At 44.7% G+C, this 25145-nt stretch carries 21 protein-coding genes; 6 read left to right on the forward strand and 15 right to left on the reverse strand.

The annotated features are described in order from the left end of the window. Positions 1-196 precede the first annotated feature (196 nt). Complete coding sequence (gene cpdB, locus OCU46_RS06045; RefSeq protein ID WP_141270055.1) at positions 197-2158, reverse strand: 2',3'-cyclic-nucleotide 2'-phosphodiesterase; 1962 nt, start codon at positions 2156-2158, stop codon at positions 197-199. Between the two features lie 123 nt (positions 2159-2281). Further along, positions 2282-3193: a 1-aminocyclopropane-1-carboxylate deaminase/D-cysteine desulfhydrase gene (locus OCU46_RS06050; protein WP_141270057.1), complete on the reverse strand. Its 912-nt coding sequence runs from the start codon at positions 3191-3193 to the stop codon at positions 2282-2284. 123 nt (positions 3194-3316) lie between these two features. On the opposite strand from OCU46_RS06050, the gene OCU46_RS06055 reads away from it, so the two are divergent. Then, positions 3317-3697, forward strand: a complete 381-nt coding sequence (locus OCU46_RS06055; protein ID WP_141270059.1) for a GtrA family protein — start codon at positions 3317-3319, stop codon at positions 3695-3697. A 37-nt stretch (positions 3698-3734) separates the two neighbouring features. Here the strand turns inward: OCU46_RS06055 and OCU46_RS06060 are convergent, their stop codons facing one another. Both OCU46_RS06060 and OCU46_RS06065 read right to left on the reverse strand, forming a co-directional pair. Beyond that, positions 3735-5126, reverse strand: coding sequence for a peptide MFS transporter (locus OCU46_RS06060; RefSeq protein WP_141270061.1), 1392 nt, complete (start codon positions 5124-5126; stop codon positions 3735-3737). A 338-nt stretch (positions 5127-5464) separates the two neighbouring features. Continuing rightward, positions 5465-5728: a GrxA family glutaredoxin gene (locus tag OCU46_RS06065; protein ID WP_141270063.1), complete on the reverse strand. Its 264-nt coding sequence runs from the start codon at positions 5726-5728 to the stop codon at positions 5465-5467. A gap of 267 nt (positions 5729-5995) precedes the next feature. Here OCU46_RS06065 and OCU46_RS06070 point away from each other — a divergent pair, with 267 nt between their 5' ends. After that, on the forward strand, positions 5996-7198 hold the full coding sequence (locus OCU46_RS06070; protein WP_141270065.1) for an iron-containing alcohol dehydrogenase: 1203 nt from the start codon (positions 5996-5998) through the stop codon (positions 7196-7198). A 58-nt stretch (positions 7199-7256) separates the two neighbouring features. Here the strand turns inward: OCU46_RS06070 and OCU46_RS06075 are convergent, their stop codons facing one another. From OCU46_RS06075 to OCU46_RS06090, 4 genes are all read right to left on the reverse strand, one after another. Next, positions 7257-8111, reverse strand: coding sequence for a MurR/RpiR family transcriptional regulator (locus OCU46_RS06075; RefSeq protein WP_141270066.1), 855 nt, complete (start codon positions 8109-8111; stop codon positions 7257-7259). Positions 8112-8347: 236 nt separating this feature from the next. After that, positions 8348-9997, reverse strand: a complete 1650-nt coding sequence (gene panP / locus OCU46_RS06080) for a pyridoxal-dependent aspartate 1-decarboxylase PanP (protein ID WP_141270068.1) — start codon at positions 9995-9997, stop codon at positions 8348-8350. A gap of 109 nt (positions 9998-10106) precedes the next feature. Beyond that, positions 10107-10619 (reverse strand): hypothetical protein, encoded by a 513-nt coding sequence (locus tag OCU46_RS06085; protein ID WP_141270070.1) that lies wholly within the window; start codon positions 10617-10619, stop codon positions 10107-10109. Between the two features lie 113 nt (positions 10620-10732). Continuing rightward, a complete protein-coding gene (locus tag OCU46_RS06090; RefSeq protein ID WP_141270072.1) occupies positions 10733-11638 on the reverse strand; it encodes a LysO family transporter in 906 nt (301 codons plus the stop codon). 316 nt (positions 11639-11954) lie between these two features. On the opposite strand from OCU46_RS06090, the gene OCU46_RS06095 reads away from it, so the two are divergent. Then, a complete protein-coding gene (locus OCU46_RS06095) occupies positions 11955-12575 on the forward strand; it encodes a TfoX/Sxy family DNA transformation protein (protein ID WP_141270074.1) in 621 nt (206 codons plus the stop codon). Positions 12576-12710: 135 nt separating this feature from the next. On the opposite strand, the gene sstT is transcribed toward OCU46_RS06095, so the two are convergent. From sstT to OCU46_RS06110, 3 genes are all read right to left on the reverse strand, one after another. After that, positions 12711-13928, reverse strand: a complete 1218-nt coding sequence (gene sstT / locus OCU46_RS06100) for a serine/threonine transporter SstT (protein ID WP_141270076.1) — start codon at positions 13926-13928, stop codon at positions 12711-12713. Positions 13929-14386: 458 nt separating this feature from the next. Next, entirely contained in the window at positions 14387-17464 is a 3078-nt protein-coding gene (locus OCU46_RS06105) for an efflux RND transporter permease subunit (RefSeq protein ID WP_141270078.1), read from the reverse strand. Positions 17465-17473: 9 nt separating this feature from the next. Further along, entirely contained in the window at positions 17474-18553 is a 1080-nt protein-coding gene (locus tag OCU46_RS06110; RefSeq protein WP_141270080.1) for an efflux RND transporter periplasmic adaptor subunit, read from the reverse strand. Positions 18554-18664: 111 nt separating this feature from the next. Between OCU46_RS06110 and OCU46_RS06115 the strand changes: the two genes are divergently transcribed. The 3 genes from OCU46_RS06115 to OCU46_RS06125 all read left to right on the forward strand — a co-directional run bounded on the left by OCU46_RS06115 (position 18665) and on the right by OCU46_RS06125 (position 21149). Continuing rightward, a complete protein-coding gene (locus OCU46_RS06115; RefSeq protein ID WP_141270082.1) occupies positions 18665-19270 on the forward strand; it encodes a TetR/AcrR family transcriptional regulator in 606 nt (201 codons plus the stop codon). A gap of 95 nt (positions 19271-19365) precedes the next feature. Continuing rightward, positions 19366-20991 (forward strand): peptide ABC transporter substrate-binding protein, encoded by a 1626-nt coding sequence (locus OCU46_RS06120; RefSeq protein ID WP_141270084.1) that lies wholly within the window; start codon positions 19366-19368, stop codon positions 20989-20991. Further along, a complete protein-coding gene (locus tag OCU46_RS06125; protein WP_141270086.1) occupies positions 20988-21149 on the forward strand; it encodes a DUF2256 domain-containing protein in 162 nt (53 codons plus the stop codon). The genes OCU46_RS06120 and OCU46_RS06125 overlap by 4 nt, the downstream gene beginning before the upstream one ends. A 420-nt stretch (positions 21150-21569) precedes the next feature. Here the strand turns inward: OCU46_RS06125 and OCU46_RS06130 are convergent, their stop codons facing one another. The 4 genes from OCU46_RS06130 to OCU46_RS06145 form a co-directional block, all read right to left on the reverse strand. Beyond that, positions 21570-22145, reverse strand: coding sequence for a prepilin-type N-terminal cleavage/methylation domain-containing protein (locus OCU46_RS06130; protein WP_141270088.1), 576 nt, complete (start codon positions 22143-22145; stop codon positions 21570-21572). 141 nt (positions 22146-22286) lie between these two features. Further along, entirely contained in the window at positions 22287-23003 is a 717-nt protein-coding gene (locus OCU46_RS06135; RefSeq protein ID WP_141270090.1) for an SDR family NAD(P)-dependent oxidoreductase, read from the reverse strand. Further along, positions 22994-24274 carry a DASH family cryptochrome gene (locus OCU46_RS06140; RefSeq protein ID WP_141270092.1) on the reverse strand — a complete coding sequence of 427 codons (1281 nt, stop codon included), beginning with the start codon at positions 24272-24274 and terminating at the stop codon, positions 22994-22996. The genes OCU46_RS06135 and OCU46_RS06140 overlap by 10 nt, the downstream gene beginning before the upstream one ends. A 59-nt stretch (positions 24275-24333) precedes the next feature. After that, a complete protein-coding gene (locus tag OCU46_RS06145) occupies positions 24334-25122 on the reverse strand; it encodes a lipase family protein (protein ID WP_167495346.1) in 789 nt (262 codons plus the stop codon). Between the last annotated feature and the right edge of the window lie 23 nt (positions 25123-25145).

A 25145-nucleotide genomic window follows, 5' to 3' on the forward strand; every position in this document is an offset into this window, starting at 1 on the left:
TCCAGAATGACGACTATTTTGGAAGCTAGGGTAGAGAGTAAAGACTGCGCTTATGTCACCATACCTTACTAACAACCGTCATTCCGGCATGCTTTTAGCCGGAATCCTAGAGAGCACATAATTAGCCATGTGCTCACCAAGGTCCTGGATAGCGACGGTGTCGCTTCCAGGATGACGAGGTTTTGGCTGTTATATCCTACTTGGTCAGGTCAATCTGATACAAAGCAAAGCCGCTTTCGTCGGTTGCTACTTGCTTCATAGGGTATTGACCCTTGTCTTTAATAAACTGCGCCGCTTTCTCACTTGGTGAGGTTTCAAAGCGTACATCAAGTTTAGTTTCAGCCTTAATCGGAGCAAAACGCCAGTTGTTGTCAGCACTTGGTGTTACCTCACCCTTATCTTTACTCACTTGTGAGATGTAGTTTGCAACAATTGTGCGGTTTTCATCTGGAGAATCAAACGCAATGAACTCAGGGCCAGTGCCTGGGAAGCTGTTGCTGTATGCACGGTAGTTGTTGGTGGCGATGATGAAGTCTTGCTTCATGTCGATTGCTTTACCTTGGTAGGTAAGGCCAACAATACGCTCAGACTCAGGGTTGATTACCTTACAGCTTGCATCGTATTTAGCAGGCTTTGTCACATCGATTTGGTACTCAACACCATCAATAACGTCAAAGTTGTACGTTCTGAAGTTGTCCCAGTCGATCAGGCCTTGTGGCTTAGTGCTGTTCACGTTTATTTGGTTAAATTGACCTGCGCTACATTCAAGCCACTCTTTTACTTCATTACCCGTTACTTTAAGTGCTACAAGTGTGTTCGGGTATAGGTACAAGTCGGCAGCGTTACGGAAGGTGAGCTGGCCTGATTCTACCTCGGTGAAGTTAGCTGGGTCATTTTTACGACCACCTACTTTAAATGGTGCAGCAGCTGAAAGCACTGGAGTGCCATCTAGATCAGGGTCGCCTTGGATAAAGCGCTCAACGTAATCTTTTTGTGCAAGGTTTACGATTTGAATCGTTGGGTCATCTTGTACAAGGGCAAGGAAGCTGTACATCACGTCGTTTGCTTTACCAATCGGTTGGTTAACGAATTCGCGAGTGCCTTTGTGGTCTTCTTCTAATGCTTTAACAATGCCAGCATCAGGTTCTGCCAAAGACTTGTTGTTTGCAGTATCAAAAATAGGGCGGGCTTCAGATTGACCATCGGTCACGACCCATTTTCCGTCTTTTTGTGCCAGGGTTAAGTCCATAACACCTACGTGGCTACCCCAACGACCCGGCATAACCGCCGTTACACCATTGATGGTGCCTTTCTCGTTGTCGATGCCTTGCATGTTGTCAAAGCCTTTGCCTGGGAAGACTGCGTGAGAGTGACCAAAGGCAATGGCGTCGATTCCTTCAACTTCTGATAGGTAGTAAGTCGAGTTTTCTGCGCCTTGTTTATATGGGTCTTGTGACACACCTGAGTGAGGAATCGCGACGATGATATCCGCGCCTTCTTTTTTCATTTGAGGAACCAGCTTTTCAGCGGTTTCTTTGATGTCTTCAGCGTAAACACGACCTTCTAGGTTTTTCTTGTCCCATACCATGATTTGCGGTGGTACGAAGCCAATGTAACCAACCTTAACTTTATGCGACTCGCCATCTACATCTGTAAAGGTGTGCTCTTTGATGATGTAAGGCTTAAATAGGTGCTCGCCAGTTTTTTTGTCAAATACGTTGGCGCTGATGTAAGGGAATTTAGCGTCGTTGATAGTTTCGAATAGAAACTCAAGACCGTAGTTGAATTCGTGGTTACCGATATTACCTACATCGTAATCAAGTTGGTTCATGGCTTTGTAGACAGGGTGAACTTCGCCCATCTTAATGCCTTTAGAGGCCATGTAGTCGCCCATTGGGCTACCTTGGATAAGGTCACCATTGTCAACCAATACACTGTTGTTTACTTCTGCGCGCGCTTCTTTAACAAGAGTTGCTGCACGCGTTAGACCGATTTTTTGAGAAGGAGAATCTTTGTAGTAGTCATAATCCATTACGTTGGTATGGATGTCGGTCGTTTCGATAATACGAAGCTTAATAGTGTCTGCCATAGCAGGGCCAGCCATTGCTAGCATGCCACCTAAAACGGCCAGTGAAATTGGTTTGATTGATGTTCTCATTGTGCGCTCCACGCCAAAAGAGTGATAAACGCGCTAAATGTAACAAATTGAGAGGAAAGGGCACAAAATTAGTGTAATTCGGTCGCTATCTTATTGCGATTATGCGACCTATCTCACGACTCGTTACGCTGGCTGAACTTCGAACTTACGCAAGTATCTAGGTAGCATGGTTTCATTGCCTAAAATGCCGCCTTGGTGAACATACAGTACATTGATGTCTGGGTTTTCATCCATCCAAGGGAGCAGGCAGTTCCACATGTACGGGTCGTACAACAGATCAAATTCCACATTGGTGTTTTTTTCAAGCTCTTGCCAGATTCGAAACTCACTCTCATAGAGCTTGCCAAAGTGATGCTTATAATCTGCTGACAGAACTGTAGGAAAGTCCTTTGCACCCAGCTCTTGCCATTGAGTCTGAAGATACTCTTTACCACCTACACAGGCGCAGGTGAGTACTGGGATTTCATGCTGCTTTAGGTGTTTGTGCAGGTAGAGCGCTGTTGTGCCAGTGCCAGAGGGAAGGGCGATGGCAAACTTTTGGTTTGGGCGATAACGAGTCCAGGTGAGGAGTTCGCTTGCAAGCCCTTTAATACCCTCTTCGGATAGATATGAGCGCCCGCCTTCGGGAATAACTAAGCAGTTTGCTTCGGGCTGCCTGACATCTTGAATGTACTGTGCAGGGTGAATACCCTCGGAAAAGGCACTGTCACATTCTACGATGTTAGCGCCAAGCTCTAGAGCGCCTCGATAGTTACCGCTAGGGTTGTCTTTTAGCCATTGTGGGATGCGCTGAACGTAAAATTCCAGTTTCCACTTTTTGATTTTACACAAAGCGGCTAAAGAGTAGAGCGAGTTCGCTTGTATGGATCCGTAACCGATAAGAGTGTCGATGCCAGCATAGTCATCTTGTAACAACCGCATGAATTTTCTCGCTTTATTGCCAGAAAAATGTTGATGTAGTTGGTCATCGCGCTTTAAATAAAAGCAGTGGTCGCGAAAGATATGTTGTGTAACTGGACTAGTATCAAGTTTCATAGGTGTGCTTAGCGATCGTTATACGGTAAGTCGAATCAGCAAAAGTTCGACATCTTAGTGGTATTTGCCCCTTAAACCAAGATGATTTGTTCACATTAAAACGAATTTATATAAAGGTATGGAATGATAAACGGTCGCTTTTTGCGTTTTGCTAAAGTTGGCGCCGCAGGGTTTGTGGTGGATATCTTAGTATTCTCGATATTGGTTTACGGATTTGGCTTTCCTACCATGCTATCGAGAGTGCTTTCATTCATAGTTGCTGCCACCACAACTTGGCTCGGTAATCGTTTGTATACCTTTAAGGTTACTTCAGATCGCTTTGGTCAATGGAAGCGCTTCTTCCTCTCAGCTTGCATCTCAATGTTGCCCAACCTTTTGGTATTTAAAGGCATACTGCTTTTTCTTGGGGAAAACCCCATTACTCATGTTATTGCATTTGTGTGCGGTGTTGCCTCGGGTCTAGTGAGTAATTATGTGCTGAGCTCGCGCTGGGTGTTTAGATAAAAAAGGGTCGCTAAATGCGACCCTTAGAATGTGTAAATTATGCTGGAAGAGTTTGTGCATCGTGCACTTTGTCTTCTATTGTGTCTGGCTTGCTTTCCGCACCGTGCATCCATTTAACGAGCGTATTCGACATGAATAGTAGAATAACGCCAGAGACGGTTGCTGCGACTGCAATACCACCAAAGATAGACATAGCGCCGTAATCACCTACGTGAGAGCCAATGAAGCCCGCTACGTAGTTAGCAATTGCGTTGAAGCCAAACCATGCACCCATTAGCAATGATGCAAGGCGAAGCGGAGCAAGTTTAGTTACCATAGATAGGCCAATTGGAGAGATGCAAAGCTCACCCAAAGTATGGAAGAAGAACGCGCCTACTAACCAGAACATTGAGGTTTTCACCGTCTCGTCACCACCTTGTTGAAGCACAGCGCCTACCATGAATAAGAAGCCTACTGCTAGGAAGAACAGCGATAGAGCAAACTTCACAGGAGAGCTTGGTTCACGCTTGCCTAGTTTCACCCATAATGCCGCCATTAGTGGTGCAAGGACCATAATAAAGAACGGGTTTAGAGACTGGAACCAAGCCGCAGGAACTTCAAAGCTACCTAACATGCGGTCTGTGTATTGCTGAGTGTAGATGTTCATCAAACCACCGGCTTGTTCAAAGCCAGCCCAGAATACGATAACGAATAGACCCATCACCATGATTACTTTTAGGCGATCAATCTCTTGTTTGGTTAATGGAGCCTTCTGCTTATTGCTGTTTTGTTGCTGTGCAATTTTAGCTGCAGGAACGGTACCAATTTTCCCAAGCCACGACTGGCCAAGGCTAACTTGAAGTACCACACTTAGCATCATACCAATACCGGCAACCAGAAAACCTGCGTTCCAACCGTAAGAGTTGGCAACACTGCCGGCAACAACACCTGCGATAAGTGCACCCAGATTGATACCCATGTAGAAGATAGTGAATGCACCATCACGACGATTGTCGCCTTCTTCATATAAATCACCCACCATGGTCGAGATGTTTGGCTTAAATAGTCCGTTACCTAAGATAAGTAGCGTTAAACCAAAATAGAAGGTGGTATGGATGTCTAGTCCAAATGCATGATTGGGTAGCGCCAGAGAAAACTGACCAAGGGCCATTAATACACCACCGATTAGGACTGATTTACGTTGTCCTAGGTAATTATCTGCAATCCAGCCGCCAATGAGAGGGGTGACATAAACTAGGCCGGTATAGATGCCGTAAAGATCAAGTGCTTCCTTGGTACTCCAACCAAGACCGCCGTTAAGCGTGGTATCTGTAAGATAAAGAACAAGAATTGCACGCATTGCGTAATAAGAGAAACGCTCCCATAGCTCAGTGCTAAATAGGAGAAATAGGCCGCGCGGATGGCCTAAAATATTTTTTTGAATAGTCATAGTTGTGTCTGTATATATTAGTTTTTAGTATGAACGCAGTTAGGTATACAGGGATGAAGGCTTCACATCAATGACTCGAGATTGCACTAAATATGCACTATTAGTGATTAACTTATTGTTTTATAGAGCTTAATTGCATTAAATGGCACGCTATTCACGTGCTGGAAAGTAACTTTCCATTTTTGCCTGTCAAAATTTACTCAGAGTAAATAATGAGCTGGATTTGTTTGTATTACAGGCGCTAAGGCTGCTGTATAGATATAAAAAATCCCCAATATCTGGTAACCAGTTATTGGGGACTAGTGTCGACTTTGAGGCTTATTAATAAGCCAATCTACTTAAGCGTAAAGGTTTAGGTTCTCTTTCGCGTAAGCTTCAAATTCTGTACAACCACCAACGTGGTCTTGGTCGATAAAGATCTGAGGTACTGTTTCAACAGGCTTACCAACAGTCTTCTCTAGGTCTGCTTTTGAAATGCCTTCTGCATGGATATCAACGTAGCGATAGTTAAAATCTTCACGCTTTTCTTTTAGCTCTTCAGCAATGTCTTTTGCGCGTACGCAGAATGGGCAACCTGGACGACCAAAAATAACTACAAACATAAAACTCTCCTTTTCCGTTGTTGAAACTATGCCTTAACCCCTCAATGAAATAAAGAAATAATTACCTGTTACTGTGATAGGGAGCACCTATCAAAACTAAGCGGTGACTGTTTAATCAAAACTAGACATTGAACGAAGTGTGATCCGATATGTAATGTAAACTGTTTGTAGGTCTTTTGAAAAATTTGATTGAAGTAAATCAATAAATTAGTACCAGTTAGGGTGCATGCTAATGCTTTTCCCTAGAGACTAACAGAGGATGTTTCTATGTTTCAGTTCATGACTACATCAAGGATCGTATTCGGCGAGGGAGCTCTTCAATCATCGCTCTCAATCCTTAATCAATTTGGCTACAGTGTTTTGCTTGTGACAGGGAAGGATCTTTCTCGCTCGCAGATGATAACCCGCTACCTAAAAAGCCAGTCAATGCGTTACCAGCATATTTCCGTGAGCAACGAACCCAATATTACCATGGTTGAGGAGTCTGCTGTTGTTGCGCGTCGCTTCAAGCCAGATATGGTGGTGGCGATTGGCGGGGGCAGTGTGATTGATATGGGGAAAGCGCTAGCGGCGATGGTGACCAATAATGGGGACCTTTACGACTATGTCGAAGTAGTCGGAAGAAATGTTCCTATCAAAGCTGCTCCTCTTCCTATGATAGCCATTCCAACGACGGCGAGCACTGGCGCTGAAGTCACAAAAAATGCCGTTCTAAAGTCAGGGCAAGACAAGGTTAAGGTAAGCCTTCGTAGTCCAGAAATGCTGCCTAACGTCGCCATTGTGGACCCTACATTAACCTACGGTACTGACCCTCAAACTTCAGGTCGCGGAGCCATGGATGCATTTACTCATCTAATGGAAGCGTATGTTTGTGGTGAGCCAAATCCTTTAACGGATATGATTTGCGAGGAAGGTCTTAGGCGTTTAGCTCGTTCAATCATTCCAGGCTGTCGTCAAGATAACCCAAGAGCACGTTCAGATCTTTCGTTTGCTGCTATGCTAGGTGGAATGGCGATTACTAACGCAAAACTGGGAGCCGCACATGGTTTAGCTTCTGCTTTGGGAGGCAAGATCAGAGCGCCGCACAGTGTCATAACGGCCAGACTTGCCCCTTTTGTTATGAATGAAAATATGCGCGCAGCTAAACAAAGTGGACGAAATGATCTTCTGACACGTTATCGTAAGATAGCCCAGTTTGTAACGGAGAATGATGACGCACACATGGATGACAGCATACATTGGGTAAATAGCATGCTTGATAAGCTTGAGTTGCCTACCTTGTCTTATTATGGAATATGCGATGTATCGTTTGACGCAATTGCTGAGGATGCGCTGAAATCTGTAGCAATTAAAGGCAATCCATTACCATTGACTCAAGACAGATTAGTCGAGGTATTAAACCAAGTGTGTGCTTGTGATCATAGACAAAATAGAAGAGAGCAGGGCGACGATTTACCAGAAATGGCTTGAGTATTCTAGAAGCAAAAAATGCGCGATTTATCGCGCATTTTTTATGTTTTTTAACGAATTAAAACTGCTCGTCTTTGCCGAAGCGAGACTCTCGCAACGCTTCTTTCACACGTTTTAGGTTGTCTCTAAAGCCACTTCCACGTCGCAATGTAAAGCCGGTAGCTAACACATCGATAATGGTCATTTGAACAACGCGGCTCGCCATTGGCATATACACATCGGTATCTTCTGATATATCTAGAGTGATGGTCAGAGACGCCGCTTTATCCAGAGGAGAGTTCTTTGACGTTATTGCGATAACTGTTGCGCCATTGTCACGAGCTAGGTGAGCTATTTCAATTAGGCTTTTGGTTCTGCCAGTATGCGAAACCAACACTACAACATCGTTATCCGTACTGTTGATACAACTCATACGCTGCATAACAGGGTCATCAAAGCAGGTAATTGGGATATTAAAGCGAATAAACTTATTTTGAGCGTCTTTTGCAACGGCAGAAGAGGCGCCTTGTCCGTAAAAAGAGATGCGTTTTGCTTGAGTTAACAGGTCAACAGCTCGATTAACTTGCTGTGCGTCTAGACTGTTTTTAGCCACATCAAGACATGCCATTGTCGACTCAAAGATTTTATGCGTGTAGGCATCAGGGCCATCGGTTTCTTCAACATTTCGGCTAACGTAAGGAGTGCCGTTAGCCAGGCTTTGCGCCAAGTGCAATTTAAAATCAGGAAATCCTTTTGTGTCTAAACGACGACAAAAACGGTTCACTGTTGGCTCACTGACATCAGCCAGTTTGGCTAACGTTGCGATACTAGAGTGAATTGCCGTTTGGGGATTAGCCATTATTACTTCAGCAACTTTTCTTTCTGACTTACTGAAGTTCTCTAAATTTTTTTGTACTTTTTCTAAAGTATTCATGAAGTTGGCTTATTGAATAATTTGACTGCGTGAGCTCAATAATGAGACCGACGGGCGCGAAAAAACGAATGAAATCAGTATATACCGTTATGTTCTAGCGGTGTAACAAAACCGAAATTAAATGACAAGTAATGCGTTAGAATATGACAAACTTCAAACTTGAAGCCGTAAATAACCCTTATTTAGCCGCTAAATCGTGCAATATTTAGCGGCAATTTATACGGTGAGTAAAAATATTACAGCTCAGATTCGATAGTGCTGACGAGGGCATCTATCTGCTTATGTAACGAAGGTGCCAACTTAGCAATCTCACGCTGTTCATTAAGCACATTATTGAGTATTTCGTGGGTGGTAAGCGGGTTAGCCAATACTACTCTAAATACGATTGTAGTCATGCTGTCCCATTGCTTTGGCGTTAGTGTGGTACGCGATACAAATGACAAACCATTTTCACGCTGACGCTTTTGAATAAACTGCGTCAAGCTATTGAGTAATTCGTTTAGTTTGTGTTTGTTCTTGCCCGTTGCTTTTTCCAGTGCCAAACGAACGCGCGCAGGGATATATCGATAAGTAAGCAAACATAATTCTGGGTCGGTAATCAGCTCAAAATCTTCTTGCTGACTGACTAGGTCTGCAAAGAATCGCGCCTTGTCTAAACCCGCATTAATTAACAACTCATACCCTGGTCGGCTAATAATGTGCATACTTGAGTACACTAACATCGCCATACCGGAGCGAGACCCTTCTAACGAGTGGCTACCAAGATCTTTAGAGCCTTTACGTAAGATATAGGCAGCATGATGCTCGACACTTGCCATAGCATGGGGGTCTTTGAATAAGACCATGCCTGCACCCATCGGGATGTAGAGCTGTTTGTGTGCATCAATAGTGACAGAATCGGCAAGCTCAATGCCAGCAAGCAGATGTCTGTGTTTATTTGACATCAAAGTCGCACCACCCCATGCCGCATCAACGTGGAAGTGGCACTGATGTTTTTGGCATTGTTTAGCGATATCTTCTAGCGGGTCAATGTTGCCGGTTTCTGTGGTACCGGCAATTCCCACTACTGCGATAGTTTTAATTCGATTCGATTCAAGCTCAACCAGTTTAGCCTCTAAATCATCAAGGCAGATCTTGTTGTTTTCATCCGTCTTGACGGCAATCAGGCTTTCTCTACCAATACCCAAAACGTCGGCAGCTTTCTTCAGTGAATAGTGGCCACGTTCAGACACTAGTATCGCAATACCCTCATAGTCGTAATGCTTAAGAGCTTTGAAGATACCTTGCTGCTCAATGCCTTTGAACTCGCCGTCAGCAGGGAATGCATTGTTTCTTGCAACCCATAAAGCGGTAATGTTGGCTATGGTGCCACCAGAACAAAATGCGCCTAGAGAGTGCTGTGCGCTGTGCATCCATTTGGCGTAGAAATCATCATTCTGAGCATAGATAAGATTGTGCAACATACCTAAGACTTGACGCTCCAGTGGCGTGAAGGCCTTGGATGTTTCGATCTTCACCAAGTTTTGATTCAGCGCAATCATGATTTTTGATAGCGGCATCAAGAAATAAGGCAATGCCGAAGTCATGTGACCAATAAAGCTTGGCGATGAGGTATGTACAGAATGAGAAACTAGAGTGTCTAGTAAATGTTGCGTGTGCTCTGAGACAAAGGTTGGTGACTCAGGCAACAGAGAATCATTGAAGTCTTTCTCGATCTCTCGAAGAGGCTTTTCTTCAGCAACAATATGTTCTTTTAGGAATTCATTCAGGTTTAGTGAAAGCCTGTTTTCGATTTGAGTCAGTGTAGATTCTGGCCCTTCTGGAACAGTAAATATTCTGAGTAAGCTTTCGAAATCAACTTTCGCTGTTTTATCCTGTGAAACCATATTGAATGCGTTTGTATTGCTGAAATTGCGAGACAATGTAATAAATAAATGAACCAAAGTCTCGCATTATTTTTCATGTGTTGCTTTTATAAACAGCGTCAATGAATGGTTAAGATTTGCAGTCCATTGCGACAACGTCTTGAATTGATTGATTGTAAGTGTCGAGTGCACCTTGGATCTTGTTTGGATGACTCAGTAAATCAGCAAGGGCAGAGCGGAACTCATAGTTCTGCGGATGTGGCTTAGCCTGACGATATTCAAAGCTTTGTTTAGCTATGTTGCCAAGTTCATCATCTCGAGTGGCGAGCTCTTTAATATCACTCTGGGAAAGTTGTAACCAAGACTCGACGTCTAGCTCTGTAGAGACTTTGTTCGGCTGAGAGTCCAAAAAGGTATGTACAGCAGCGCGATTTAACTCAAAGTGCTTTTTACGGCCCTCAAGGAACCATTCACTGACTTCTTTAAGCTCAGGTGTATCTTGGCTCGTCATTGTCGCAAGATCTTGATACCAGTTGATTGAGGCATCTATGTAGGTATCGTATTTTTTTATCTGACATTCCGTGTTTGCTGCAAATGCAAAAGTTGGCAAAGCTGACAACAGTAAAACCAGCGTTTTGTTCATCTTATTATTCCCTAGGTTGAAATACCCTACGAGTGTAGTGTCGCTAATCTAGCAAATCTCATATCAATAACCAAAGCGTTCAATGTTTGAATGTGAGCGGTAGCGCCTTATCTCTACATTCCCAATCCTGAAAATGTCAGGATTAAGATAGGAACGAGTAGGCTCAGAATAAAACCACTGACAATAGCCACTGGCACGCAGCGTATCCCACCTGTTTGTTGTATTACTGGCAAGGTAAAATCCATCGCTGTTGCTCCTGCGTAGCCGATGGCAGTACAAGGGCGAGTTTTGATTAGCATTGGAATGAAAATAAGTGCGACTAACTCTCTGAGTAACTCGACGATTAGCGACGCACTGCCATACAGAGGTCCATAATTGTCGGTGATCAGGATGCCTGTTAATGAATACCAACCAAAACCTGATGCCATCGCTAGCCCTTGAGTAATGGGTAAGTCTAATAACATGGCGGAAACAATTCCCCCTAGCCACGATGTAATCACGATGGCGCCAGCAATGATAAGCCCGTGTTTGTTGATGATAATTTCACGAAGAGTCAGGCCACTGTTTCTCAGCTGAATGCCAATTAAGAACAGCAGTACAAACAAGGTCCACTCACTTGCCGTATGTACCCACGACCAATAGCCTGGAATCACTAAACCAATAATTACCCCAAGCGCTACGACTACTACTAGCTTTAATGACTCTGATGCCATCTGTAGCAGTGGTAGCTTATTCTGTTTCCCATCCACTGCCAGTGGCAACTTCGCATCAATCAAGGGCAGAGCGATGAGATTAAACACGCTCATACTGACAAAAAAGCATGCGGTAACCGTCAGGATTTGCTTGATATTGCCACCAAGATTATCCATACCGGCAATGCTTAGGCCCATAAGAAATAAGATGAATAAAACCGTATGAGAGCAGAACTGGTTGATCTTGTCGAGAATACGTGTGTTTTTAACTGAGATTAGATACCCAACAATGAGGGGTATAAAAATGAATAATAATCCTGAAAACATATTTTGATGAGGCTCGTAATGTTTATATGCAAGTGAGTTATCTGGGCTTGCATGATTCCTTTCGAAGATGGACTAGCTTACACCATGCTTATTCAAGAGACGAATAACTATTCGCCCCTTTTCGTATGAAATTTTTCAAGTAATACAATTCTTTTGTGAATGTTGGGTGCGATCTGTCTCGCGTCTAATAGTACTTTCCATCATCGTAATAATACTTTGGGTCACTAGACAACCGTATGCCTGCCCGCAAATATTATAAGGTACCGTTTGCATAACCATTCTGTATGCATGCCGGTACGACATTGAGATGGAATTTATGGAGAATCGTATTGTGGCTATAAATGGATGTGAGGCTGTGATTGGTGATATTGAACGCTTTGACGGACTTTATACCCGCCCTATGTTTGGCGGAACAGGTTATTTTGTTGAGGATGCTATGTTTCTGCTAGTCGATGATGGAAAGGCCTACTTAAGAGGAGGTCAATCACTCACTAACGAGCTGGTTAATTGGGGATGCGAACAGTACAAATTTCAAAAACGAATAGGCTGTGCCAAAGTGCAGTATTACAACATTACGGATATGCATGTGAAGGAGAGATCACGAGTTCGATTACTGTTTTTTCGGTCTATTGAGATTGCGAAGCAAGATAAAATCAAATGCAATTGTCATGACCGAATTCGTGACTTACCCAACTTACAGCTCAGCATTGAAAGGATGTTAGCTCGAGTCAACATTATGGATATAGCAGAATTAAAGCAAGCTGGCTCAAGTGAGTCTTTTGCAAGGCTACAACAAATCTATGGTTTAGATCTTAATGTTAGCTTGCTGTGGAAATTAGAGGGAGCGATTCGAGGGGTTCACTTTTCATTGCTGGAGCATAAAATCAAAAATAGTCTTCTCTCTAAGGTAACTTCGAGAGGGCACTCTCGCTCGTGATGACCTTTAGTTGGCTTTTTACTTTTATACGCTGTTTATAAAAGTAAAAAGCCTGACTTCGATAGACTATCAAAATCAGGCTTTAAGCCACTTAAACCAATGTAGCCGAACTAACACTGCATAAGCTGTGATTGATTAAGCTTGCTCTTTAGCGTGCTCTGCGCGACAAACCGCTGCAGTGAATACTACGTCTGTTGAGCTGTTTAGGGCTGTTTCAGCAGAATCCTGGATTACGCCGATGATGAAGCCTACCGCTACTACCTGCATTGCAACTTCGTTTGGAATACCAAACAGGCTACATGCTAGAGGAATAAGTAGTAGTGAACCGCCAGCAACGCCTGATGCACCACATGCAGAAACTGCAGCGATAAGGCTAAGCAGGATAGCTGACAGGATGTCTACTTGAATGCCTAGTGTATGCACGGCTGCAAGCGTTAATACTGTGATAGTGATTGCCGCGCCACCCATGTTGATGGTTGCACCTAGAGGGATTGATACTGAGTAAGTATCTTCGTCTAGTTTTAGCTTTTCACACAGCGCCATGTTTACAGGAATGTTTGCCGCACTTGAACGAGTGAAGAAAGCGGTAACACCACTCTCACGTAGACACTGAAGCACTAGTGGGTAAGGGTTTTGCTTCGTTTTAACCCAAACAATGATTGGGTTAACCACTAGCGCAATAATTGCCATTGCACTTAGCAGAACAAACAGCAGATTTGCATAGCCAAGAAGTGCGCTGAAACCCGTAGTTGCAAACGTTGCAGCAACCAAACCGAAGATACCAAATGGTGCTAGACGGATAATAAAGCGAACAATTTGCGATACGCCGTGGCTAAGGTCTTCAAATACTGCTTTGGTAGTGTCCGAAGCATGGTGAAGTGCAAGGCCAAGACCAATACCCCAAGCAAGAATACCAATGTAGTTAGCATCCATTAGAGCATGTACTGGGTTATCTACGATTTTAAACAGAAGCGTGTGTAGAACCTCTGCAATTCCTTGAGGAGGCGTCGCACCTGTTGCGCTGTCCACTAGAGTTAGCGTCGTTGGGAAAGCAAAGCTAAGTAGTACAGCGGTGATCGCAGCTAAAAAGGTACCAATTAAATACAGAATGACGATCGGACGCATGTAGGTGTGTTGGTTTTTCTTTTGGTTGGCAATCGATGCTGCTACCAAGATAAATACCAAAATAGGAGCAACGGCCTTAAGAGCACCAACAAACAGACTACCTAATAGTCCTGCGCTGGTGGCGGCAGAAGGAGAAGCAACGGCAAGTAGAGCGCCGGCAACGATACCGACTAAGATTTGCATGACAAGGTTACCCTTGGCCATACGGGCGATGAATGTGTTTTTCATAATATATCCATATATCTGGGATGAGAAAGCCGCTCCCAGGGTTTTTATAAATTATAAGACGCTGGCTTAAACGCTTTTGGGCTTGCTGACCTCATTTGAGTAATTGTAATTAAAGGTAAGCAGTCCATAGCATAAAACGATAAATCTTAATGTCTAGTGGATAATCGTTTGCATTGGTGGTTTTTTAGCTTTCTGTAGCGATATTGATTAACAATATAGATTTAATTGTAACATTTCAGAGGTGAGGCGGGATAAAAAGTAGGTTGTGGTTCGCAGAGTGATAGGTGCATATGCTACTAGTCGAGTGTTAAATGAAAAGCTATGAGGTCGTTATGTGCGCTTACCGTCATACTGGAAAACACTCAGTGTTTATCCAGTACCTTAGTGCGCTCTAAGATCCTGATTTTCATCAGGATGACGGTTCGCAGCAGATCACATTGTATATCGGGCTCTTTAGCTTAGTGCGACGTTACCACCTCCGCTTTAGGCTTTTTCACCATCAGCTTGAACATTGCTGGCACAAAGTAGAATGAGATAAGTGTTGTTAATGTTGTGCCTCCAGCGATTGCGACCGCAAATGGGGGCCAGAAGCCGCCGCCTCCAATAATGAGAGGGGTAAAGCCGCCTACTGTAGTAATGGTGGTTGAGGTGATATGCCTAGTACAACTCATCACTGCCGTCAGTATCGCGTCTTTGTCACCTGCGCTCGCCTCAGGGCTTGCTTTAAGCTCCGCTAATATGACAATCGCGGCGTTGATTGCCAAGCCTACGATCCCTAGCATGGCGATGATAACGGTAAAGCCAAACGGATAGTCAAACAGGAATACCGACAATATTCCAAGACCTGCCGCTAGGCCTGCAACGGCGAAGATAATTCCACTCAATCTAAATGAGTTAAAGGAAATCACCACCACTAAGATCATCAAGGTAATCACCATCGACAGGTTGGCAACCAAACTGTTAACGGATTCGTCGCGCTCTGCTGATTCACCGCCAAACTCCATACGGTACCCAGTGGGTAGTGAATAGCTTTGTAGCGATTTTTGAAAATCATTGAGCACGGTTTGCGGCAGCACCCCAGATTCTAGATAGCCTTCAATGGTATTCACTCGCTGACCATCTCGTCGCGGGATTGCGCCTCGGCTTGGCGTGAGCTTGAGCTCAGCAATGGTTGAGATACTGATTCCGGTGGTGTACATCTCCGAGACAACAGGCAGTCGTAAATTACTCAAGTGAGTAATATTCTCTCTATCTGAGTCACCGACACGCACCCGCACAGGGATCGATTCGCTTGCCTCGATGATGCTGCCGCTTTCTCTACCCACTAAGGTCGCTTGTAATAGATCGGCAAAATCACTGAGTGCTAGGTTATTGAGCTTGGCAGTGTCTTCGTCCACATCGAGCCATACCTTGGGCGTGCCTGGCTGCAGTGTTTCTCTGGTGTGTGTCACATGCTTGGTGTTGGCAAGAATTAACCTGATATCTTCACCAATCATTTTCAGTCTATCTAGATTCTCACCGTAAATTCTCAGCTCAATAGGCGCTTTGAATGGAGGACCTTGCTCTAGCTTACGCACCAATATCTGAGCGTTGGGTATGCTCTGGCTGAGTTGACGTTGCAACTTTGGAATCGCATCGTTCGCCGATTGGAAAGTATCCATCTTCACCATAGCTTGACCAAAGTAGGGTGCTTTGCTTTGCGAGGCTTGCAGGTTGTAATAAAAAGAAGGGAAGTTAGCCCCTAGTAGCCAATTGACTTGCTCGACACCTTCATATTCACGGATGATGGCGTCGACTTTTTTTGTTGCTTCCTCGGTGGCGTAGATGCTGGCTTGAGGAGACAGATACACTTGCACCTCGAACATATCCCTATCGGATGGCGGGAAGAACTGCTCAGTTAATTGCGACATACTGAGATAGCCACCAATGGGAACGGTAATAACTAAGGCTATAGCGATTAACGGTCGGTTGATAGCAAACGCCACTGTTTTTGAAAAGGCGCGAGTTAACGCAGGAAAATGCACACCTGTTTGATACCAGCGATTGGATGATGTGTGGCTAGGTAATATCTGAGCGGCGAAACCTGCAATGATGGTGTGAGAAATAAGATATGAACCCACTAGAGAGAAGGATACCGTGATCGCGATAGCGCCGACGAACTCACCACTTGCCCCCGGCATTAAAAATATAGGAGCGAAGGCTAATACCGTGGTTAGGGTTGAGCCTAACAAAGGCACCCAAAGGTGTTCGATAGCCTTAAGCGCTGATTCGAGCTTTGCCTTGCCTTGCAACCTGTATGTCTGAATGGTATCCACCATGACCACAGCGTTATCGACCATTATGCCCAGTGCCACAATCAGCCCGGTTACTGACATTTGGTTGATTGGGATCCCTGTGATTTTCATTAATACCAATGTCAGCATCGAAGTAAGAGGGAGTGCGATTGCGACCATGATCGCGGCCCTAAAGCCAAGGGTCAGGAGCAGCACGACCAAGATAATGCTAAAGCCGAGTAGTAAACTGCCGCTTAACTCCGAGAGTCGCGATTCTGTGTATCCTTGCTGATTGAAAAGGATGTTAACCTTAATGTTGCTGGGTAGCTCTGCCTGATACTGCTCAATCAGCGCTTCTGCACGAGGCGTCCATTTGTCCACCCGCAGGTGAGATTGCATGCGTGCGGCGACAATGACACCGGGCGCTCCATCTATAACGGCAATTTCATCGGCAGGAGTCTTTTGCGTGCGCTCGACCGTTGCAATATCTCCAAGACGCACCATATGCCCTTGAACGTCAATAGAGATCGGCACTTGCCTGATGCGTTCGAGAGAGTCGAGGTCGGACGCTATCTCTAGACCAAAGCGTGAATTACCGTTCACCAATTCGCCTGCAGAGTTTTTGGCATCGGCCCCATCAAGACTATCAGCAATACTGGCACTAGAGCCGCCCATGGCGACCACGCTGTTGGTATCAAGGCTTACCAGTACTTCTTCTTGTGGCATGCCGTATTCGTCGACGAACTCTGTACCAGAGAGGGAGCGTAAACGTGAAGCCAACTCTTTTGCATATCGACCTAAAGTCAGTAGGTCGCTTTCTCCTTTACCTTGCCAAGTGAGGGAAGCGATTAGAGTAAACGCATAGGTGTGGTCGCTATCAAGCTCTGGCGCTAAAGTGCCGTCTGGAAGAAAAGGAGTGACGTCAGAGAGTTTGTCGCGAGCCTTTGACCATATAGCATCGGGCTTGGTGATATCATCATTGAGCTCAATGGTGATGATAGAAACGCCGGGGCGGGAGGTAGACGAAAGCAGTTTTACTTCACTGAGCTCGCGCAGTTTGTTCTCAACAACTTCCGTCACCAAAGCTTCAACTCGCTCAGCGCTGGCACCAGGGAAACTAGTGGTTACATTGGCAAAGCGGTTACTGATAATTGGATCTTCAGCTCTTGGCAAGGTATTCAATGCTGAAAAACCGCTGACCAATAAAAAAGCTGTCATCAACACTAATAAGCGGGTGTTGGATATGATATTTATAAGTTTCATATTCTATCCTTAGCCCTGCTTTGGTGAAACGACTTGGCCGGGTACAACACGGTGCAGTCCATTTTCAACAATTCGCTCACCTTCAGAGATTGCGCCCGCTACGTAAGCTTGCTCATTATCAGCAAATAGCACCTGAATGCTTCGTCGCTCGATAACATTGTTTTCCGTTAGGACAAATACATTCCATACGCCTCGAATCCCATCAGTTAGCGCAGTATTCGGGATCCAGAAGCCTGCTTCAGGGATACTTTCTGTGTAAGTAAGATAAGCAAGTTGTCCATCTAGAATTGGTGCGCTGTCAGGCAGTAGGTAACGTAGTCCTATGCTGCGAGAGTTGAGATCGACAGTCCCTCCAGGGTTGATAAGCTTGGCGTCGTATTGATTCTTACCTATGCGAATCTTCGGGTCAGATATTTGACTGACTTTAGCTAACTGTATGGTTGGGATACCGATAAAGGCTTCCTTGTCATTGTCTGACAGCAGAGTCAGTGTTGGTGAGCCTGCATCGACAACATCACCGAGAGAAACATGGCGCCTGCTGACTGTACCGGAATAAGGAGCTTTGATAGTTGACTTGGTTTGTTTCAGGCTATTGGCTTGAATAACAGCGTCGAGCCTGACGGTATTAGCTTGCAGTACTCCTTTTTGGCTGTTGAGGGCGTCAATTTCAGCCTCGGCACTGAAGCCCTTTGATTTGAGCGACTGTTGTCGCTTGAGATTGGCATCGACTAGTTTTAATTGTGCTCGTATCTCGTTTCGCTGCGCTCTTAGCTGCTTAGCTTCAGTCTCGAGTAACTGTGTATCAAGAGTGATAAGGGGAGTGCCTTTATCTACCTTGTCTCCCATATCGACCAATATGCTAGATACCTTTCCTGCAAATTCGAACCCAAGACGCGCTTTTTGCCCTGCCTGAACGGTGCCGACATACTCACGCTTCACTTGATATTGCTTGCTTTGCTCTAGAGCATAGGTTTGGACAGAGACGGTTTGTTCAACCTGTTCTTGTTGAGCTCTTGAATCAAAACAGCCGCTTATCGCTACAGATAATGCCAACAGTGAAACGACTTTGATTTTTGATGTGTACAGCATGACTGACGTCCTGGGAGTAATGTTTATGAGTATATTAAAACTCAATCAAACTAGACTGTCCAGTTTGATTGAGTTATATTTGTAAAAAATGTTAAGTGCTTGAGAGGGGCCATGATTAGCAGAAGCGAACGTAAAAGAGAGCAAATTCTTAAAGCAGCAGGAAAATTGTTTGCAGAGCATGGCTATGGGGTAAGCATGGATGCGATATCTAAGGCTGCGAATGTCTCAAAGCAAACGGTGTATGCGCATTTCAAAACTAAAGATTTGTTGTTTGAAACCTGCATACAATCTAAGTGTGTGAGTAATCGTATTGATGAAAATGCGTTTAATACCGACGCGCCGTTGAGGGAAGTGTTGCTGGAATTTGGTATTCGTTTTCAAAATATGCTTTTAGATGAAGGGGTGCAACAAACCTACCGCAATGCCATTAGCCAACTTGAACTGCACCCAGATCTTGCATCGCTTTATCTTGAGTCCGGACCTAAAACCACTAATCGAGTATTGAGTGATTATTTGTCTAGAAAAATCGATTTAGGCGAGTTGTCTCTTCAAGGAACAGCAGAAGAGGGGGCAATGCAGCTGCTACTATTATTCCATGGTAAAGCTGTGTATTGGGCTAACTTGGGAGAGGACAGTGGTGAAACACTTGAAGAGCGCGCCGCTTACATTGAAAGTTGTGTCGATCTGTTCTTAAAGGGAAATGGTCACCGAGTTTAATTTGTGTGATATCAACTGAATAATTCGTATCGAAATATCAAACAGTTATGTAACAATTGAAGTCTCGGTAGATTTTTCGTCGATAAGGATATGTTATGACCCTGCCTTCACTCAGCCTGCTTGCGACCGCAGTACTCGTCGCAACTCAATTTTCAACTCAAGTGTTGGCAAATCCATTGCCTGAAAACGTTGTGCTCGCAGCTGACCAAGAGTTAGTGCGTGCCAATGATGCCGAGGTTGCCACCCTAAACCCAATAAAAGCCGAAGGACTGCCAGAGATGCACGTAGTCCGTGACCTTTTTGAGGGTCTGGTTATCCAAGATGCTGATGGGAATGTCATTCCAGGAGCGGCTGAGCGTTGGGACAATGTAAATAACCAGGAATTTACTTTCTATCTTCGAAAGGACGCAAAGTGGTCCAATGGTGACCCTGTCACGGCCAATGATTTTGTCTACAGTCTTCGCAAGGCCGTAGACCCAAATACGGCATCACCAAATGCTTGGTATCTGAAACTAACAGAGATGCTCAATGCGGAAGATATTATTGAAGGTAAGAAGTCTCCCGAAAGTCTTGGCGTGAAAGCGCTGAATGAGCACACGCTCAAGATCACTCTTACTAAGCCTGTACCGTATTTTTTGGCGATGACTGGCCATACAGTAATGATGCCAATTCACAAAGCGAGTGTGGAGGCAAACCCTAATTCATGGGCGAGGCCGGGCAACTTGGTATCAAATGGCGCATTTACCTTAGATGAGTGGGTGGTTAATGAAAAAATCACTCTCAAGCGTAACCCTAACTACTGGGATAATCAGGATACACGATTAGACAAAGTCACTTATATTCCGTTTGAAAGTCAAATGGCGGCTTACAATCGTTACCGTAGCGGAGAGGTAGATATTACCTCTGATGTGCCAGCGCAAATGGCGAGTAAACTTGCCGAAGAACTTCCGCAGGCATACCAAGTATCGCCTCTACTGTGTACTTATTACTATGCATTTAATACTGAGCGACAAGCACTTAAAGACCCTAAGGTTAGAGAGGCATTGTCCTACAGCATAATGCGTGATGTGGTCACTACAGGCATCACCAATAGTGGGCATATCCCTGCTTACACCTTCGCTCATAAAGATGTAGCGGGCTTTAGCGCTTCAAAGCCAGATTATGCGAGCCTCACTCAAAAACAGCGTGACGAGAAAGCAAAATCGCTGATGAAAGAGGCGGGCTTTGATGAGTCAAACCCACTCACCCTTAACCTTTTATACAACACCTCGGAGAGCCACAAGAGTATCGCAGTTGGCATTGCTTCTATGTGGCATAAGACATTAGGCGTGAATGTTACCCTAGAGAATCAGGAGTGGAAGTCTTACCTTGATTCTCGTAAGGCTGGAGAGTTTGATGTACTAAGAGCATCGTGGTGCGGAGACTATAATGAAGCCTCCACCTTTTTAAGCTTGTTCACGTCAGAAAACGACAGAAACTTTGCCTTCTACAAGAACCCTGAATACGATGCGGTGCTTGATAAAGCACAAACCGAAACAGATGAAGCAAAACGCAGCGCACTATACGACCAAGCTGAATCCATCCTTGCCGCAGATATGCCTATCGCCCCAATCTATTACTTCATGCAAGCTCGCTTAGTTCGGCCTAATGTAGGTGGTGTGCCTAAGCACAATGCTGAAGGGCGTATTTATTCTAAAGATCTTTATATTAAAAAGCTGTGAGTAAGCGCGTCAATAAGCGAGAACTTCCCTCTAAGGTATGCCGCACCTGCGGCCTACCGTTCGTTTGGCGCAAAAAATGGGAGCGCTGTTGGGATGAAGTGCTGTATTGCTCAGAGCGGTGTCGCAGGAATAAGAACAAGAATGACAGCTCGGATTGAGGCGTATTGGACATCTTGCCATCCTAGGATTTGCCGAGCAAATATCTAGGAACTTGGTGTGCACAATATTCGATTTTGGCACTTTCTAAGATTCTGGCTAAAAGACTGCCAGAATGACGGACGGGTAATAGGTAGAGTGTCATCCTAGAATTTGCTCAGCAAATATCTAGGAACTTAGGTCGTACATTGCCAAGCTTTGGCAGTATCTAAGATTCCGGCTAGGAGACTGCCGGAATGACGGAGGTAGGGTCGTTCGTCATCCTAGAATTTGCTTAGCAAATATCTAGGATCTTAGAGCGCACAGTGCCTAGCTTTGGCAATACCTAAGATTCTGGCTAAAAGACTGCCAGAATGACGCTTGAGCAATTGGCGACCAAGTAGTTAAATACTTACCCTGTAAACTTAGACCGCACAAACCCATCAACAATCAGTATCAACAACTCTCACTGTGCAGGTGCACCCTTCTGCAGGGCAACTTCTATTGTTTCCTTCACGACCGCCGAACGAGTCGTAGATGACGTAGCAGCCATTGGGGAGGTCGGCATCAGAATAATTTCTGCTGTTTAGGTCGCTTTCTTGAAATGGATAATCAAAGCCAATAACGGTGTGTCTATTTCCTATCTCGTAGGTAACGTCAATACTGGTATCAAGGGTTAGAAAATCAATAACCGTAAGATCATCACCGGACTCTCCGCGGCTCTCTGGACAAAGTGTTCCCCAGTCGATTTCAACTGAGCCAAAGCCAAAATCGATGATGTAGTCGTCCTGATTATTAGGTATGGTTGGCTCTGCTGTCAGCCCTTCTATATAAGCCTTCGACTGAACTTGCGTTATCGCAGAATCCAATGCGCTATCGATTCCATCTAATGTTGCTATGCGAGCATCTGACTGTAGGTTGAAAAACCTTGGTGCTGCGACAACCGCAAGAACACCAATAACAACAAGTACCACAATCAGTTCGATGAGGGTAAAGCCTTGTCTCATCTTGTGTCTCATTACATATCCTTATGTCCACCCCCTTAAACCGGTGTTAAAGAGGGCGCTTATGAATCCATTCTTATATTTCAATATAGGATGACGTACTGAGTAATAGTTCGCAAGCGTTTGTTGGGCTTTAACTTTTAGTCCGGCTCCTCCTTACCACGGAATTGTCTCTCCCGCATAATCCTTAAACATTCCAGAACAATTTTCATCTAGTGAATCTATTTGCTCTAGCAGGAACTGCGCGGTTTGCATTGGGGTCATTAATTGCCCTTCGGGCAAATTCCTCTGAAACGGTTCGGAAAGGGGGGTGTTGGTTGTGCCGGGGTGAAGTGCTAACACTGCAATGGGTTTATGACCGCGCTGCCATTCGTTATTCAGATTCTTAAGGGCCATATTGAGAGCGCTTTTTGAAGCGCGATAGCTGTACCATCCACCTAGTCGGTTATCTTCGATACTGCCCACTCTGGCAGACAGAGTCACAAATTTTGCCACTTCAGCGTGATTGCAAGACACAAGCTTGTCTTGAAAGTGTTTGGCGAGAAGTAATGTGGGCAGGGTATTGCGGCGAAAGTTTTCGATGAAGAAGTCAGCATCGACCTGTTTAATGCTTTTTTCTGGACCATGGTGTTGGCAATGCAGTAATCCAACGCAATTGATTATCCAGTCTATCTGAGAAAACTGATGGCTAAGCTCCTCAATTTGGTTCTCGTCAGTCACGTCAAGACGATGCCACGACACTCGCTCGGCCTCAAACTCTGGCTTTGCACTCAAATACGTCGCCTCGAATCTGGCAAAAGGGTACGCCTCCATGCACTTTTCTAGGAGGGCAGAACCAATACCACCCCCTGCTCCTACAATCATTATCCGCATTTTTGCCACTCTTTATCTAGCCAACGATTGATGAATGCTCTAGAGGGGTCGTATATCTGTGTTTGTTTCTCTAGATCAAAGCGCCTGACAGGTTTTGCGTCAGCACCCACGCCAGCAATGTACTGCCAGTTTCCCCAGTTTGAACCAACGTCATAATCAATGAGGTTGTGCTCAAAGTGTAAAGCTCCAAGTCTCCAATCCAAACCGAGCTCGTGTATCAGACAGCTAGCGACTAGTTGCCGGCCTCTATTTGACATAAATCCGGTGTATTTCAACTGTCTCATGCAGGCATCAACGATATCAAAGCCAGTTTCTCCGTTAATCCACGCGTTTAACGTGTTTGTGTCGTCATCCCATAATTGAGGAGTTTTGCTTATTCCTCCTGAGTGAAACAGTTTTTCCTGATGCCAAGCGCTATACCAATGGAAAAACTCTCTCCAAAGTAACTCGAATTTTATCCAGTAACTTGATTCGTTAGAGCCGTGCTCTCGCTCAAACTGAATCACGCTGTGCCAAATTTGCCTGGCCGACAAATTCCCAGAAGCAAGCCAAGGGGAGAATTTAGTGGAGTTCTCCCATCCGTCTAATCGGTTTCTGACTAGCTTGTAACTGTGTGGTCGTTGGGACGAAAAGTATTCGAAAAGATGATTTTGACCAGCATTCTCACCACCGATAAAGTTGCCATAGTTTGTAGGCTCAGGGAGCGAGATTTCTACGTGATTGCATTCCAATGCAATGGGGGCAGGCAATGTTTCAGGCTGGGTAAGAGGCTCGACAATAGTGAGCTTTTCAACGCGCTTTCTAAATTGGGTGAATGTATTAGGTAAGTTTTCTTTGGTGAATGGGAGCTGACTTTGGTGAAATAAAGAACCCGTGTACGCATCACAAATATTGAGTCGTGGAAATATTTGAGTAAGGACTTTGATTGCGTCTTGTTCATACATGCCAGGGTGAAACGCTCGGTATAGCGTTGTTACTTGAAGCACCTCGATTATCTGACACAGATGAGCGAAGTCTTTCGGTGTATACAGCTTGTGATCATATTGACCGAGAGACTCTGCCAGATTATTTAAGGATTCTTGTTCAAACTTTATAAGGTGATCAGACTTGGAAAAGTGAGGGCTATTTTCTTCACAATTTGTAAGTTTATAGTAGGGCAAATACACACAAATTAGTTCGTCTACTTCATGATTAGCTCTTATGAGTAGATTGTTGTCACCGACTCGGCAATCTTTATCAATCCATATTAACCCGCGTTTTTTATCATTCATCCTGATTTCACCCACCGTTCGCTGATGAGTGTTATTACGTAGATGTCGGTTCGAGCGATCTAATGCTCGTCAAAGAAATCCTTGTTGCGGATGTATTTGCTCATTAAGTGATAAGAGAATGGTCGAATTAGCCAACTTATTAGAGAACGCCCGAGACGAATAAAGGTGGGCGTATTTTCATAGATGCGCCCGTTATACAGCCACAGAAGCTTGCCTACATGCCAATAAGCGAGAGGTATTAAGGGCATAAAGGTCACTATGTCGAGATCGCAGCAGACTCGATAAGTTTTATGAGGCAGTCGGTAATGCTTTTTAAAGCGCCAACAACCCACCGCAGGCTGACCAAAGGTAACGATGCGTTTGATCGCTTTGGGGTAATGATGTTCAACATAATCACCAATGACACATCCAATGGCACCACCGGAGGAGTGACCGGTGATCACAAGACGACGTCCGAGCTTAAGGTGTGGCTCTATGATGGCTAAGACGCGCTCAAATACGGATAGTCCAAGCTTATCATCCCTATGTGAGGGAGGGCTCTCTTGAGCAAGAAGGTAGTGAAAACCAGCATGAATTGAATAATTGAGGCCAAATTGTTTGCAGCTCTTATGCCAGAAGCCAAGGTTTAGCAGCCAGTCTTTAACACTGTGTGAGCCCTTGATAACCAGAACCACTTCCTCACGCTTCACACTCCAAAGTACCCGTATCATGATATTACCTTGGGTGTTACGAATAATACGCTGCCCGTTGGGATCGAAACCAAAGGTAGTTTGTTTGAATACACGAGGATAAGCTAGCCGGCAAAGCACAGCGTAGCGTTCATATTGATATCGTTTGAGGCTTTTCAATGACTAACCGAACAATCTTTGGT

Origin of the sequence: Vibrio comitans, from assembly GCA_024346835.1 — a bacterium.
Taxonomy (GTDB): domain Bacteria; phylum Pseudomonadota; class Gammaproteobacteria; order Enterobacterales; family Vibrionaceae; genus Vibrio; species Vibrio comitans.